The organism is uncultured Pseudokineococcus sp., from assembly GCF_947495735.1.
Lineage (GTDB): Bacteria > Actinomycetota > Actinomycetes > Actinomycetales > Quadrisphaeraceae > Pseudokineococcus.
In genome coordinates this window covers 124,729-138,627 of sequence record NZ_CANMAA010000009.1, presented here as the reverse complement: position 1 = coordinate 138,627, position 13,899 = coordinate 124,729, and the positions used below count along the sequence as shown (strand labels likewise).

Below are 13,899 nucleotides of genomic sequence, written 5' to 3'. Positions count from 1 at the left end.
CATGCTGGGGGTGTGGGGGGCCGCACCGACGACGTGGACGGCAGGGCGCGCCGGGGCCTGCGGCGCCGTCGTGCCCCCGAGGCGCTCGACGAGGCGGCGCAGGCGCGGGTCGCGGCCTCGCGGGCCCGCACCGACGCGTTGTGCCGAGCCGCCGTCGAGGAGCTGCGCGGGGCCGGCGCGCCCCACGACGTCACGCACGCCGGCCTCAAGCCGGTGGCGCTCGGCACCGACGTGCTCACGGTCCACGGCTCGGGCTGGGACCTCGGCCGGTACGTGCTGTGGCCGGACGGCACCCTGCGGGAGGCCGGGGAGCGCATCGGCTGGGTGGACGAGGCCACCGGGGACGTGCGCCTGCGCACCGACGGGACCTTCCGGCTCGCGCCGGGCGGGGGGACGGCGGCCGCCTGCGGCGGCGTCTGGCGGACCTGCGCGGTGGTGCCGCACCTCGACGTCGGGGCGGTGGGGGAGCGCGCCGGGGTGGTCGCGGACGAGGGCGTCTCGCGCTGGGCCGACCACGGGCACGCCGCGGCGGGCCGCCGTCGGCGCAAGGGGGCGCCTTGCGAGCGGTCGGTCGCCGAGTGGCCGGACCTCGCCGTCGACCTGCCGGAGCGGGTCCGCCGACGGGTGGCCGCCGCCCGCGGCGCGGGCGGCGGCCCTCCTCACCAGCGGTAGTCGAGGAACTTGCCGTCGAAGGTGACCACGACGCGGTCCCCGTCGGGGTGGGACCTGCGCGCGACGTCGACCTGGAAGTTGATGGCGCTCATGATGCCGTCGCCGAACTCCTCGTGGATGAGCTCCTTCAGCGCCGGGCCGTACACCGCGAGCGCCTCCGAGAAGCGGTAGATCGTCGGGTCGCTCAGGAGGGCCGGGTCGATCCCGCGGGCGGGCTGCTGCTGCAGGGCCTCGACGACGGCGTCGTCGAGACCGAGCAGGGCGCAGGCGGTCTGGGCCTGCTCGGCCGTCAGGGGGTGCTGGCCGAGCAGCGCCGCGGTCGTCCAGACGAGCGGGGCGTCGAGCGCCTCGGCGATCGCCGCCCAGGTCTGGCCCTGGCGGACCCGGGCGGTGCGCACCAGCGCCGCGGCGTCGCTGCGGCTCATGATCGGAGTGGTCATGCGTGTCCTGCCTGGTCGGGGCGCCGGGTCGACGCGCTGAAAGGTGGGGTCGGCGCGGGTGCGGTCGACCGGCGCGGGCCCGAGCCGTCGGCCGGCCGGGGCGGACCTCAGCCGCGCGGACCCCGTCGGCCGGCGCCGGGCACGGTCGCGTCCACCCAGACGAGCCGGTGGTCGGAGGTGGGGAACGGGTAGGTGCCGACGAGGCCGAACAGCGGGTCCTCCTGCAGCGGCCAGAAGACGCCCGAGCCGGTGATGCGCATGCCGATGCGCGGCAGCACGTAGTCGACCCGCAGGTTGCCGGGCGGCTCGGAGAAGTCGGCCGTGTCCGTCGTCGCGGAGCCCGTGTGCTCGAGGTTCGCCCCTCCCTGCAGGAGGGCCTGCTCGAGACCGCCGCGGCTCTCCGGCACGGCGTTGTCGTTGACGCGGGGCGCCTTCAGCAGCTGGTCGATCGCGCCGGGGACGCTGTCGCCGTCCTCGGGGTCGGCGTTCAGGTCGCCGGCCACGACGAAGAGCGCACCGCCGCGCAGCCCGCCGCGACCGCCCTCGTCGTCGTAGACGTACTGGCTGCGCGCGGGGGAGATGTAGTCGGCCCAGAACCGGATCTCGTCGGCGTTGCGCAGGCCGTTGCGGTCCTCGGGCCCGTCGAAGGTCGGCGGGGTCGGGTGGCTGACGAGCAGGTGCACGTCGCGCTGGCCCACCCGGACCGGCACGTCCCAGTGGCTCTTGCTGGACAGGGGCAGGACCTCGAGCGCCTCGGGGGAGTAGAAGTCCCCCCGCTCGGGCGTGCCCGGGTCGTCGGGGAGCCGGGCGCCGGGCATGTCCGCCCAGCGGAAGTCCTGGAAGGTGCGGACGGCGTCCTCGACGACGGGGTGCTGCGACAGCACGGCCATGCCGTACTGGCCGGGGAAGGCCCCGAAGCCGAGGGCGTCGCCGGGCCCGCCCACCGCGCCGTCGCCGTCCAGGTCGACGCCCGAGGGGACGCCCGTGTTCACCTCGCCGGTGAAGGTGTACGGGTAGGAGATGGCCTCGGCGCCGCCCTGGGGGACGCCCAGGTAGTCCTCGACGAAGATCCGGAGCGCCTCGGGGTCGTGGTCGAGCTCGTTGAGCAGCAGCACCTCCGGGCGGGTGCGCTGGACGACCTCGGCGACGGCGCGGGCCTGGGCGTCGCCCGCCAGAAGGTCCGCGCGCAGCTCGCCGGCGCTCGCCCGGTTGAGGGAGACGTTGTACGTCGCGAAGCGCACGACCGTGCGGCCCGGGACGTCGGCCTTCGGGGGAGCCGCCTCGGCCGGCCCGGCCCGACCGCCCGAGGGGCCTCCGGCGGCGGCAGCGGACGGGAGCGCGGTCGCGGGGACCAGGAGCGCCAGGGCGACAGCCAGGCTGGTGGGGCGACGGCGCACGGCGGCGCACCTCCTCGAGAGGGCGGACGCCGGGCGGGGCCGCCGGCGCTGTCGGGGTCAGCCTGCCGCTCCGTCGGTCCGGGCTCAACCCCCGGCGGCCGGGTGGGGACGGAGCGTCGCCGCTGCTCACCGCGGCGTCGTGCGCCGGCCACCCCGCGGCGGGCGCCGCCGGGCGGCCGCGTCGGTAGTCTCGCCGGAGGGGTGCACGCCGCGGCCCCACCGCCAGCATGGCGCAACTGGTAGCGCACCCGACTTGTAATCGGGCGGTTGCGGGTTCGAGTCCCGCTGCTGGCTCTCCGTCTCCTCGCGGCCGGGGCTCACAGCCAGCCGCGGCGCCTGAAGGCGGTGTGGAGCCCGATGCCGCACAGGACCATGAGCGCGAGGGCGAACGGGTAGCCGTACCGCCACCCCAGCTCGGGCATCGCCTCGAAGTTCATGCCGTAGACGGTCCCGACCAGGGTGGGGGCGAAGAGGATGGCGGCCCACGAGGAGATCCTCTTGACCTCCTCGCTCTGGGCCAGGCTGGCCTCGGTCAAGCGCTGGGTCTCCTCGTTCTGGCGCTGGCCGACCAGGGTGGCGTTGACGGTGAGGATGTTGTGCAGCAGCACCCGGAAGGCGTCCGCGCGCTCGACGACGCGGACGGCGTGGTCCTGGACGTCGCGCAGGTAGCGCTGCAGCTCCTCGTCGAGGCCGTCGTCCCCCGAGCCGGCCTCCAGCGCCTCGAGCATCCCGACCAGGGGGTGGGTGGCGCGCTGGAAGTCCACGACCTCGCGCAGCAGCTCGTAGATGCGGCGGGAGACGGCGGGGTCGCCGCTGAAGACCTGGTCCTCGATCTCGTCGATGTCGTTCTCCAGGCCGGCCACGACGGGGGCGTAGTCGTCGACGACCTGGTCCAGGACGGCGTAGAGGACGGCCTGCGGGCCGAAGGCCAGCAGGTGGGGGTCGGCCTCCACGCGCCGCCGCACCCGGGCGAGGTCGGGGGCCTCGGCGTGGCGGACGGTGACGACGAAGTCGGGGCCGGTGATGACGTGGACCTCCCCGAACTCCACCCGCTCCTCGGCGTCGACGTAGCGCGCCGGGCGCAGCACCGTGAACAGCACGTCGTCGTAGCGCTCGAGCTTCGGGCGCTGGTGGGCGGTGATGGTGTCCTCGACCGCGAGCGGGTGGATGCCGAACTCCTCGGCGACCGAGCGCACCTCGGCGTCCTGCGGCCGGTACAGCCCGATCCAGGCCATGCCGCGGTGGTCGCGGACGAGCTCGTAGGTCGCCTCGAGGGAGGCGGGCTCGGTGGCTCGCCGCCCGTCGACGTAGACCGCGTTGTCCACCACGCCCATGCCGTCCTCCTCGCGCTCCCGGTGTGCCGGACGGCGACGCTAGCCGGGGACGACCCGCCGCCGGTGCGAGGCTGCGGCCGCCCTCCGGGGAGGGGCGGCGAGGTGGCGCGCCCGCGCGGTGGGGGCCAGGGTCGGGGGCATGGAGCAACGGAGCCTCGGACACCGCACCGTCTCGGCGATCGGTCTCGGCGCCATGCCGATGTCGATCGAGGGACGCCCCGACCGCGAGCGCAGCCTCGCCACCATCCACGCCGCCCTCGACGCGGGGGTGACCCTCGTCGACACCGCCGACGCCTACCACCTCGAGGCGAACGACGTCGGCCACAACGAGGAGCTCGTCGCCGAGGCCCTGCGCGCCTGGGGCGGGGACGCCTCGCAGGTCCTCGTGGCGACCAAGGGCGGGCACCTTCGCCCCGGTGACGGCTCGTGGACGAAGGACGGCCGGCCCGAGCACCTCAAGGAGGCGGCGAGGGCCTCGGCGAGGCGCCTCGGCGTGGAGGCGATCGGGCTCTACCAGTTCCACCGCCCCGACCCCGACGTCCCCTACGCCGACTCGGTCGGCGCGCTCGCCGAGCTGCTCGACGAGGGCGTCATCCAGATGGCCGGCATCTCCAACGCGGACGTCGCGCAGATCGACGAGGCGAACTCCGTGCTGGGCGGGCGCCTGGTGTCCGTGCAGAACCAGTTCTCGCCGGCCTTCCGCTCGAGCCGGGGCGAGCTGGACCACTGCGCGCAGCTCGGCATCGCCTTCCTGCCGTGGAGCCCGCTGGGCGGCATCGCGAAGGCCTCCGAGCTCGGCAGCGAGCACGCGGCCTTCGCCCGGGTCGCCGAGGCCCACGGCGTCAGCCCCCACCAGGTGGTGCTCGCCTGGGAGCTCTCGCTCGCGCCCGTCGTCATCCCCATCCCGGGCTCCTCGCGCCCGGCGTCCATCACCGACTCGCTCCGGGCGGCTGAGCTGCAGCTCAGCGCGGACGAGCTCGACCAGCTCTCGGAGGCCTGAGACGTGAAGACCGTCCCCCTCGGCACCAGCGGCCTGCAGGTGCCCAACGTGGTCCTCGGCGTCATGCGCGTCGCCGACCTGCCCGACGAGGAGATCCGCGAGTGGTGGGCCGCGGCCCGCGACGCCGGCATCACCTTCCTCGACCACGCCGACGTCTACGGCGGTTCGATGCACCGCTGCGAGCAGCGCTTCACCGAGGCCGTGCAGCTCTCCTCGTCCGAGCGCGACGCGGTGACCATCCAGACCAAGTGCGGCATCGTCCCCGACGGCCCGTACTTCGACTTCTCCTACGAGCGGATCACGCAGTCCGTCGAGGGCTCGCTCGAGGCGCTCGGCACCGACCGCCTGGACGTCCTCCTGCTGCACCGCCCCGACGCGCTGGTGGAGCCCGACGAGGTCGCGCGCGCCTTCGACGAGCTCCACGCGGCCGGCAAGGTCCTGCACTTCGGCGTCTCGAACCACACGCCGGGCCAGGTGGAGCTGCTCAAGCGGTCGGTGCGCCAGCCGCTGGTCGCCAACCAGCTGCAGCTGTCGATCACCCACGCGCCGCTCGTCGCGCAGGGCGTGGCCGCCAACATGCAGGCGCTCGACCAGTCGGTCTCCCGCGACGTCGGCACGCTCGACTACTGCCGCCTGCACGACATCACCGTCCAGGCGTGGTCGCCGTTCCAGGCCGGCTTCTTCTCGGGGGCCTTCCTCGACGACGACCGCTACCCCGAGCTGAACGCCGTCCTCGACCGGCTCGCGGAGCAGCACGGCGTCCCGAAGCTGGCCGTGGCCACGGCGTGGATCACGCGCCACCCGGCGCAGATGCAGGTCGTCCTCGGCACGACGAACCCGGAGCGCGTGCGGGCTGCGGCGCAGGGCTCGGACCTGCCGCTCACCCGCGCCGAGTGGTACGAGCTCTACCGCGCCGCGGGGTACACCGTCCCCTGAGGTCCGGCAGCAGACGTCTCCACCGCAGCCGCGGTCGCCCCGGGCGACCGCGGCTGCGGTGCGTCAGAGGAGGTCGTCGGCGTCGAGGTCGTCCTCGCCGTCGAGGTCGATCTGGCTGCCCAGCTCGTCCAGCTCGTCGGTGGGGAGGTCCAGCTCGACGCGGATCTCGGCGCGGTCGGCGAGCAGCCCCGGCAGGGCGTCCATGCCGGGCGGGGTGGAGCCGTCCTCGGCCTCGCGCAGCACGCGGGAGGCCGCGAGCGTGTACCAGCGGTGAGCCTCGGTCAGCCGGCCCCGGTCCCACAGGGTCGTGGCGACGTCGCGCAGGGCCTGCGCCGGGGTCGGCTTCTCGCGGCGCAGCTCCTCGGCCACCGCCTGCGCCTCCTCGTCCCGCCCCGCGGCGACGAGCAGGTGGTGGAGGTCGCCGCGCGGGTCGGCCCACGCCTCGCCCTCGGTGGACAGGGCCCGCTGCAGCAGCTCCACGCCCCCCTCGGCGTCCCCGCCCGCCCCGCGGAGGTTGCCGGCCATGGCGATCAGCTCGCGGGGGCTGACGTCGTCGTCCGGGTGGGGCGCCTCGGCCCACGCCAGCAGCGTGGCGGCGCCGGCCAGTGCGCCCTCGGGCGTCGAGGCGCGCTCGGCGAGCTGCGTGAACTGGTCGAAGGTCAGCGGAGAGCGCATGGCGACGACGCTAGCGGCGTCCTCCGACGTGCCCGGGCCCTGAGCGCGGCACGGGCCGCTCGCCCCTCGTCCGCCGACCTCTCGCCCGGCCGCGGTCGCTGTGAGGGGGAGTTCGCGCCGACGTCACACAGCGCGACTCCCGCGCAACACGGTGTTCCTAGCGTCCTCCCCACTGGCGCCGGGGCCGGGTGCCGAGGCGCTCGCCCCGGTCCCCGGACGGCCGAGGAGGAGGAGACCGCGCATGGCGCTGCAGACGCAGGAGACCGACCGCGAGCCACGCGGCCCCGTCGGGACGATCGACGCCCCCCGACCGGGTCGGTGGGTGGACCGCTTCGACCCCGAGGACGCGGCGCAGTGGTCCGGGGGCGGCGGCCGCCGCATGGCGCGCCGCAACCTGTGGTGGTCCATCGCGGCGGAGTTCCTCGGCTTCACCGTCTGGCAGCTGTGGTCGATCGCCACGCCGGTGCTCGTGGCGGCCGGCTACGCGATCACGCTCGACCAGCAGCTGTGGCTGACCGCGGTCCCGGTGCTGGTCGGCGCCACCCTCCGCTTCCCGTACTCCTTCGCGGTCGGGCGCTTCGGCGGCCGCAACTGGACGATCATCTCGGCGCTGCTGCTCGTGGTCCCCTGCGCGGGACTGGCGTACGTGGCCCACAACCCGCAGACCCCGTTCTGGGCGATGCTGCTCATCGCGGCGACCGCGGGCTTCGGCGGCGGGAACTTCGCCTCCTCGATGAGCAACATCGCCTTCTTCTTCCCGGAGAAGGAGAAGGGCGCGGCTCTCGGCCTCAACGCCGCCGGCGGCAACATCGGGGTCGCGGTGGTCCAGGCCGTCGTGCCCTTCGTCATCGTCGCGGGCGTCGCCGCCACCACCGCCCGCCCGGCGCTGTTCCTGGTCCCCCTGGTGGTGCTGGCCGCCCTCGGCGCCTGGCGCTTCATGGACAACCTGTCGGACGCGCAGTCCGACACCGCCGCCTGGCGCGTCGCGCTGCGCGACCGGCACACCTGGCTCATCTCGTTCCTCTACATCGGCACCTTCGGCTCCTTCATCGGCTACGCCGCGGCGTTCCCCACGCTGCTGAAGAGCCAGTTCCCGGAGGTGACCCTGAGCATCGCCTTCCTCGGCGCCCTCATCGGGTCCCTGGTGCGGCCCTGGGGCGGCCGGCTCTCCGACCGCGTCGGCGGGGCGCGGGTGACCGTCGCCGCCTTCGCGGTGCTGGCGGTCGGCGCGGTGATGGCGGTCGCCGCGCTGCGGATGAGCAGCCTGCCGCTCTTCTTCGTCGCCTTCATGGTGCTCTTCGTCGCCAGCGGCGTCGGCAACGGCTCGGTCTACCGGATGATCCCGGCGGTCTTCCGGCGCACCGTGGCGAGCGGCGACGTCGAGGCCCTGCGCTACGCCAAGCGCGTCACGGCGGCCTGCATCGGCATCGCCGCGGGCATCGGCGCCTACGGCGGCTTCCTCATCAACCGCGGCTTCGCGGAGAGCTCCACCGCCTTCGGCTCCCTGCAGCCGGCGCTGTGGGCCTTCACCGCCTTCTACGTCCTCTGCGTCGCGCTGACCGCCGCCGTCTACGCCCGTCGCGGCGCCCTCGGCACGAGCGAGCGGATCTGACCGTGACGGCCCCCACCCGCGAGGTCCAGCGCACAGGTCCCTCCGCGCCGTCCTCCGCCCCGCGACCGCTCCTGCCGGTCGTGGGGGCGGGAGGCGCGCCCCGCGCCGGTGGGGGCCGTCGCACCACGCGCACCCACTGCCCGTACTGCTCGCTGCAGTGCGGCATCCGCCTCACCGCCGGGGAGCGCCCGGCCGAGCTCGAGCCGGACGACTTCCCGACCAACCGCGGCGGCCTGTGCTCGAAGGGCTGGACGGCGGCCGAGCTGCTCGACCACCCCGACCGCCTGCTCACCCCCCTCGTCCGTGAGGTCCCCGGCGACCGTGGCAGCGCGCTGCGCCCGGCGTCGTGGGAGGAGGCGCTGGAGCGCGTCGTCGACGGGATCCGCAGCAGCCAGGAGCGGTACGGCCGCGACGCCGTCGGCTGCTTCGGCGGCGGGGGCATGACCAACGAGAAGGCCTACGCCCTGGGCAAGTTCGCCCGCGTGGTGCTGCGGACGTCGGCGGTCGACTACAACGGCCGCTTCTGCATGTCCTCGGCCGCCGGCGCGCTCAACCAGGCGTACGGCGTCGACCGCGGGCTCCCGTTCCCGCTCGAGGACCTGGCGCGGGCCGACGCCCTGATGGTCGTGGGCGGGAACCCGGCCGCCACCATGCCCCCGGCCATGCAGCACCTCGACGAGGCCCGCTCCCGCGGTGCGTCTCTCGTCGTCGTCGACCCGCGGCGCAGCGCCACCGCGGCCGGCGCCGCGCTGCACCTGGCCCCCGTCCCGGGCACCGACCTGGCGCTCGCGCTCGGGATGCTGCACGTCGCCCGGCGCGACGGGCTCGTCGACGACGCCTACGTCGCCGAGCGCACCCTGGGTCACGACTCCGCGGTCGCCGCCGCGAACGGCTGGTGGCCCGACCGGGTCGAGCGCACCACCGGCGTCCCGGTGCCCGACCTCGAGCGCGCCGTCCACCTGCTGGCGGCGGCGAGCAGGGCCGTCGTGCTCACGGCCCGCGGCGCCGAGCAGCACGCGGGCGGCACCGACGCCGTGCTCGGCTTCTCCAACCTGGCTCTCGCGCTGGGGCTCCCGGGGCGCCCCGGCTCCGGCTTCGGGACGACGACGGGCCAGGGCAACGGCCAGGGCGGGCGCGAGCACGGCCTGAAGGCCGACCAGCTGCCGGGCTACCGGATGCTCGCCGACCCGGCGGCCCGCGCCCACGTCGCCGGGGTCTGGGGCGTCGACCCCGACGACCTGCCGTCCCCGGGCCTGTCGGCCTTCGAGATGCTCGACCGTTGCGGCACGGACGGCGGGGTGCGCACACTGCTCGTCCTCGCGTCCAACATCGCCGTCTCCGCGCCGGACTCGGGGCGCGTCCGCGCCCGGCTCGCGGCGCTGGACACGCTCGTCGTCGCCGACTTCTTCCTCTCCGAGACGGCGGCTCTCGCCGACGTGGTGCTGCCGACGGCGCAGTGGGCCGAGGAGGGCGGCACGATGACCAACCTCGAGGGGCGGGTCATCCTGCGGCGCAGCGCGATCGATCCTCCGGCCGGCGTCCTGGACGACCTCGGCATCCTGCGCGCGCTGGCGGACCGCCTCGGCGTGGAGCGCGGCTTCCCCACGGATCCCCAGGAGGTCTTCGCCGAGCTCGGGCGCGCCAGCGCCGGGGGCCGGGCGGACTACTCCGGCATCACCTACGAGCGCCTGGACGCCGAGCAGGGCGTCTTCTGGCCGTGCCCCGCGACGCCCGAGGGCGAGCCCGCGCACCCCGGGACGCCGCGGATGTTCCTCGACCGCTTCCCCACGCCGGACGGCCGGGCGCGCTTCGTGCGCGTGGACTTCCGGCCCCGCAGCGAGCAGCCGGACCGCTCCTTCCCCTACGTCCTGACGACGGGGCGGACCACGAGCCAGTACCAGTCCGGCGCCCAGACCCGGCGCGTGCGCCAGCTGCTGCTCACCGACCCGGACGCGCGCGCCGAGATGCACCCGGACGTCGCCGCCCGGCACGGCGTCGCCGACGGCGACCTCGTCGCGCTCGAGACCCGGCGTGGCAGAGCGGTCTTCCGGGCGCGGGTGACCACCGGCGTCGTGCGGGGCACGGTCTTCGTCCCCTTCCACTGGGCGGGGAGGTCGGGGGCCAACGCCCTCACCGACGCGCGCCTGGACCCGACGTCGCGGATGCCGGACTTCAAGGCCTGCGCCGTCCGGCTCGAGCGCGCCGGCGGGCCCGACGACCTCGACCTCTGGGCCGACCCGGAGCCACCGGGCAGTCCCTCACCCACCACCACAGCGAGCACCGCTCCCGCCAGCACCTCCACCGCCAGCACCCCTACCGCCAGCACCACGGGCACCACCGACGGAGGACACCGATGAGCTCCACCTTCCGCTTCCTGCAGGGCGTCCACGCCTTCGCGGGCTCTGGCCTGGAGAAGCCCTCGCCCCTGGACGCCGCGCTCACCTACGTCGTGCCCGACGGCGCCCGCGCCCAGGTCCTCTACTTCCGCGGGGGCAACTCCTCCGGCGAGCTCGTCGTCGCGGTGCTCCTGCGCGACGGCGTGCCCATGCGGTACTTCCCGATCGGGGCCCGCAGCGACGTGCACGTGCCGCTGCGCGTCGTGGAGGACGTGGAGTCGGGGGAGTCGATCGAGCTCCAGGTCGCCGCCCCCGAGGGCGTCAGCGGCTCGGTCGTCGTCGACCTGGGGCTGGTGGAGGTCTGATGGCCGCCCCGGTGGACACGAGCGCCAGCCAGCGGACGGCGGAGCCGGCGGCGGCCGAGGTCCCCGCCCCCCGACGCGGCGGCACGAGCGGGAGGCGGCGCCTCGTCGTCGTGGGCAACGGCATGGCCGGCGCCCGCACCCTCGAGGAGCTGCTCGAGCGCGGCGGCGGGGAGCTGTTCGACATCACCGTCTTCGGCGACGAGCCCTACGGCAACTACAACCGGATCATGCTCAGCCACGTCCTCGCGGGCGAGGACGACGAGTCCGGCATCCTCCTCAACCCGCGGGAGTGGTACTCCGAGAACGGCATCGACCTGCGCTGCGGCGTCCGGGTGACGTCGGTCGACGTCCACGCCAAGGAGGTCGTCGACGCCTCGGGCGCCGTGACCCCCTACGACGTCCTGCTGCTGGCGACGGGCAGCTCCCCGCGCATCCCGCCGATGGACGGGGTGCGGCGCGAGGACGGCAGCCTGCTGCCGGGCGTCACGGGCTTCCGCGGGCTCGACGACACCCGGGCGATGCTCGCCGACGCGAAGGCGCACCAGCGGGCGGTCGTCGTCGGCGGAGGTCTGCTCGGCCTGGAGGCCGCGTACGGGCTGCGCGCCCACGGCCTGGACGTGACCGTCGTCCACTCCGCGGCGCACCTGATGAACCAGCAGCTCGACGCCGCCGGGGGAGCGGTGCTGCGCGGGTCCATCGAGGACCTCGGCGTCACCGTCCACACCGGCACCCGCACCACGGCGGTGACCGGTGCGGAGCGGGCCACGGGGGTCGTGCTGACCGACGGCACGCACGTCGAGGCGGACATGGTCGTGCTGACGGCGGGCATCACGCCCAACTCCGAGCTGGCGCTGCACGCGGGCCTGACGGTGGAGCGCGCGATCGTCGTCGACGACCAGATGCGCTGCGTCGACTCCGGCGTCGCCGAGGGCGGCGGCGGCGCACCCGACGGCGTGTACGCGGTGGGCGAGTGCGTGCAGCACCGCGGCGTCGTCTACGGCCTGGTGGCGCCGCTGTGGGAGCAGGCGAGCGTGCTCGCCGACGTCCTCACCGGCGCCGACCCGACGGCGGAGTACCACGGCTCGCGGACGTGCACGAAGCTCAAGGTGGCCGGCGTCGACGTCACGTCGATGGGGCTGTCCGAGCCCGAGCGCGCCGGGGACGAGCTCGTCGTCTTCTCGGACTCCGCGCGGGGCGTCTACCAGTCCGTGGTGGTCCGGGAGGACCGCCTGGTCGGGGCCACCCTGCTCGGTGACGTCCGCAAGACCCCCGTGCTGCAGCAGGCCTTCGACCGCCAGCTCCCGCTGCCCGCGGAGCGGCTGCGCCTGCTGTTCGACCTCGGCGACGGCGACGGCGACGAGGCGAAGGGCGCCGCGGACCTGCCCGACGACTCCCAGGTCTGCAACTGCAACGGGGTCACCAAGGGCGACATCGTCTCGGCCGTCGAGGGGGGCTGCACGAGCGTCAAGGGCGTCATGGACGCCACCCGCGCCGGCAAGGGCTGCGGCTCGTGCAAGAGCCTCGTCGGCCAGGTGGTCGAGCTGGCCGCCGACGGCGCGCTCACCGAGGACCCGTCGGTGCACTGGTACGTGCCCGGCGTGCCGCTCCGCAAGGACGAGCTCGTCGCCCAGATCCGCGAGCGCCGTCTCCTGAGCGTCTCGGCCGTCTTCGAGGCCCTGGCGCCCGGCGGCGAGCACGACGCCAAGAGCACCATGGGGCTGACGTCGCTGCTGCGGACGCTGTGGGCGGACGACTTCGTGGACGAGCGCGGAGGTCGCTTCATCAACGACCGCGTCCACGCCAACATCCAGCGCGACGGCACCTTCTCCGTGGTCCCGCAGATGAAGGGCGGGGTGACGACGCCGGCCCAGCTGCGCACGATCGCCGACGTCGCCGAGAAGTACGACGTCGGCATGGTGAAGGTGACCGGCGGGCAGCGCATCGCGCTCCTCGGCATCACGAAGGAGGACCTGCCGGAGGTCTGGAAGGACCTCGGCATGCCGTCCGGGTACGCCTACGGCAAGAGCACGCGCACGGTGAAGACCTGCGTCGGCACGGACTTCTGCCGCTTCGGCCTCGGGGACTCCACCCAGCTCGGCATCGACCTCGAGACGCGCTTCCAGGGGCTGGAGACCCCGGCCAAGCTCAAGCTCGGCGTCGTGGGGTGCCCCCGCAACTGCGCGGAGGCCTACGTCAAGGACATCGGCGTCGTCGCGGTGGGATCGGGGCGCTGGGAGGTCTACGTCGGGGGCGCCGCCGGGGCGAGCGTGCGCAAGGCCGACCTGCTGGCCACCGTCTCCTCGCCGGAGGAGGTCCTCACCCTGGTGGGCAGGTTCATCCAGTTCTACCGGGTCTGGGGCAACTGGCTGGAGCGCACCTACGACTTCGTGCCGCGGCTGGGGATCGAGCGGCTCCAGAAGGTGCTGCTGGAGGACTCCGACGGCCTGGTGGCGCAGCTGGACGCCGAGATGGAGGAGGCCGTGGCCGCCTACCGCGACCCGTGGGCGGAGGGGGAGGAGCCGCGGACGCCGGGCCAGTTCCGCACCGCGCTGCCCCTGCTGCCCCTGCCGCTGGTGCCCTCGCGGCCCATGGGCGCCCCCGGCGGGATGCAGGCCGACGCGCACTCGAGCTCCGCGGCGACGCCCGTCGCGGCCGGGGCGCCGGCGTGAGCGCCACGACCAGCGGGGGCGGCGGCGTGGTGACGGCCGAGCCCGCGGCGGGCGTCGACGTCGGCCCGCTCGAGGACTTCGCCGTGGGGGAGGGGCGCGCCGTGGTCGTGGACGGCCGGCAGGTGGCCGTGTTCCGCCACCGCGACGGGCGCCTGTCGGCCCTGGACGCCGTCTGCCCGCACGCCGGCGGGCCGATCGCCGACGGGCAGATGGACGACCGCGTCGTCGTGTGCCCCCTGCACCTCAACGTGTTCGAGCTGAGCACGGGCCGCTCGTGCAGCGGGCAGCGAGACCTCGCCCGGCACGAGGCGGTGGTCGAGGACGGCCGGGTCGTCGTGCGGCTCGCGGGTAGGTGGGCGGCCCCCGGTGGCCCCGGGACACGGCGCGCAACACGGCTGTAGCACGGAGCGGGACATCATGGCCGGGCACGCCGAGCGCGGCGGGCCCCGGCCGCCGCGCACCG

General features: G+C 75.1%; 12 protein-coding genes and 1 tRNA gene. 9 read left to right on the top strand and 4 right to left on the bottom strand.

Annotated features, from left to right (window positions below; all coding sequences use genetic code 11):
- Window positions 1–12: 12 nt before the first annotated feature.
- Window positions 13–672 carry a hypothetical protein gene (locus tag Q0848_RS13230; RefSeq protein ID WP_299038299.1) on the top strand — a complete coding sequence of 220 codons (660 nt, stop codon included), beginning with the start codon at window positions 13–15 and terminating at the stop codon, window positions 670–672.
- On the opposite strand, the gene cynS is transcribed toward Q0848_RS13230, so the two are convergent.
- Window positions 660–1,112 carry a cyanase gene (gene cynS / locus Q0848_RS13225; protein WP_299038297.1) on the bottom strand — a complete coding sequence of 151 codons (453 nt, stop codon included), beginning with the start codon at window positions 1,110–1,112 and terminating at the stop codon, window positions 660–662. The two genes, Q0848_RS13230 and cynS, sit on opposite strands and share 13 nt — an antisense overlap.
- Before the next feature lie 107 nt (window positions 1,113–1,219).
- Complete coding sequence (locus Q0848_RS13220) at window positions 1,220–2,509, bottom strand: endonuclease/exonuclease/phosphatase family protein (protein WP_299038295.1); 1,290 nt, start codon at window positions 2,507–2,509, stop codon at window positions 1,220–1,222.
- A gap of 221 nt (window positions 2,510–2,730) precedes the next feature.
- Between Q0848_RS13220 and Q0848_RS13215 the strand changes: the two genes are divergently transcribed.
- Window positions 2,731–2,803 (top strand) — tRNA-Thr (locus tag Q0848_RS13215).
- A 23-nt stretch (window positions 2,804–2,826) separates the two neighbouring features.
- On the opposite strand, the gene corA is transcribed toward Q0848_RS13215, so the two are convergent.
- Window positions 2,827–3,843 carry a magnesium/cobalt transporter CorA gene (corA, locus tag Q0848_RS13210; protein WP_299038293.1) on the bottom strand — a complete coding sequence of 339 codons (1,017 nt, stop codon included), beginning with the start codon at window positions 3,841–3,843 and terminating at the stop codon, window positions 2,827–2,829.
- Window positions 3,844–3,982: 139 nt separating this feature from the next.
- Between corA and Q0848_RS13205 the strand changes: the two genes are divergently transcribed.
- Both Q0848_RS13205 and Q0848_RS13200 read left to right on the top strand, forming a co-directional pair.
- The gene (locus Q0848_RS13205) at window positions 3,983–4,843 is read left to right on the top strand and encodes an aldo/keto reductase (protein ID WP_299038291.1); all 861 of its coding nucleotides are present in this window, start codon (window positions 3,983–3,985) and stop codon (window positions 4,841–4,843) included.
- A gap of 3 nt (window positions 4,844–4,846) precedes the next feature.
- Window positions 4,847–5,779: an aldo/keto reductase family oxidoreductase gene (locus Q0848_RS13200; protein WP_299038289.1), complete on the top strand. Its 933-nt coding sequence runs from the start codon at window positions 4,847–4,849 to the stop codon at window positions 5,777–5,779.
- A gap of 63 nt (window positions 5,780–5,842) precedes the next feature.
- On the opposite strand, the gene Q0848_RS13195 is transcribed toward Q0848_RS13200, so the two are convergent.
- Window positions 5,843–6,454: a hypothetical protein gene (locus Q0848_RS13195; RefSeq protein WP_299038287.1), complete on the bottom strand. Its 612-nt coding sequence runs from the start codon at window positions 6,452–6,454 to the stop codon at window positions 5,843–5,845.
- 241 nt (window positions 6,455–6,695) lie between these two features.
- Between Q0848_RS13195 and Q0848_RS13190 the strand changes: the two genes are divergently transcribed.
- The 5 genes from Q0848_RS13190 (at window position 6,696) to Q0848_RS13170 (ending at window position 13,837) form a co-directional block, all read left to right on the top strand.
- Window positions 6,696–8,066 (top strand): MFS transporter, encoded by a 1,371-nt coding sequence (locus Q0848_RS13190; RefSeq protein WP_299038285.1) that lies wholly within the window; start codon window positions 6,696–6,698, stop codon window positions 8,064–8,066.
- A gap of 80 nt (window positions 8,067–8,146) precedes the next feature.
- Window positions 8,147–10,423: a molybdopterin-dependent oxidoreductase gene (locus Q0848_RS13185; protein ID WP_366146602.1), complete on the top strand. Its 2,277-nt coding sequence runs from the start codon at window positions 8,147–8,149 to the stop codon at window positions 10,421–10,423.
- Entirely contained in the window at window positions 10,420–10,767 is a 348-nt protein-coding gene (locus tag Q0848_RS13180; protein WP_299038283.1) for a molybdopterin oxidoreductase, read from the top strand. The genes Q0848_RS13185 and Q0848_RS13180 overlap by 4 nt, the downstream gene beginning before the upstream one ends.
- Window positions 10,767–13,436 (top strand): nitrite reductase large subunit NirB, encoded by a 2,670-nt coding sequence (gene nirB, locus Q0848_RS13175; protein ID WP_299038280.1) that lies wholly within the window; start codon window positions 10,767–10,769, stop codon window positions 13,434–13,436. The genes Q0848_RS13180 and nirB overlap by 1 nt, the downstream gene beginning before the upstream one ends.
- The gene (locus tag Q0848_RS13170; protein WP_299038278.1) at window positions 13,433–13,837 is read left to right on the top strand and encodes a Rieske (2Fe-2S) protein; all 405 of its coding nucleotides are present in this window, start codon (window positions 13,433–13,435) and stop codon (window positions 13,835–13,837) included. Before nirB ends, Q0848_RS13170 begins: the two co-directional genes overlap by 4 nt.
- Window positions 13,838–13,899: the final 62 nt, after the last annotated feature.

Excerpts from the sequence above, each read along its gene's own strand:
- Q0848_RS13195 (WP_299038287.1), bottom strand. The coding sequence starts at position 6,454 with ATGCGCTCTCCGCTGACCTTCGACCAGTTCACGCAGCTCGCCGAGCGC.
- corA (WP_299038293.1), bottom strand. The coding sequence starts at position 3,843 with ATGGGCGTGGTGGACAACGCGGTCTACGTCGACGGGCGGCGAGCCACC.
- Q0848_RS13190 (WP_299038285.1), top strand. The coding sequence starts at position 6,696 with ATGGCGCTGCAGACGCAGGAGACCGACCGCGAGCCACGCGGCCCCGTC.
- Q0848_RS13205 (WP_299038291.1), top strand. The coding sequence starts at position 3,983 with ATGGAGCAACGGAGCCTCGGACACCGCACCGTCTCGGCGATCGGTCTC.
- cynS (WP_299038297.1), bottom strand. The coding sequence starts at position 1,112 with ATGACCACTCCGATCATGAGCCGCAGCGACGCCGCGGCGCTGGTGCGC.
- nirB (WP_299038280.1), top strand. The coding sequence starts at position 10,767 with ATGGCCGCCCCGGTGGACACGAGCGCCAGCCAGCGGACGGCGGAGCCG.
- Q0848_RS13180 (WP_299038283.1), top strand. The coding sequence starts at position 10,420 with ATGAGCTCCACCTTCCGCTTCCTGCAGGGCGTCCACGCCTTCGCGGGC.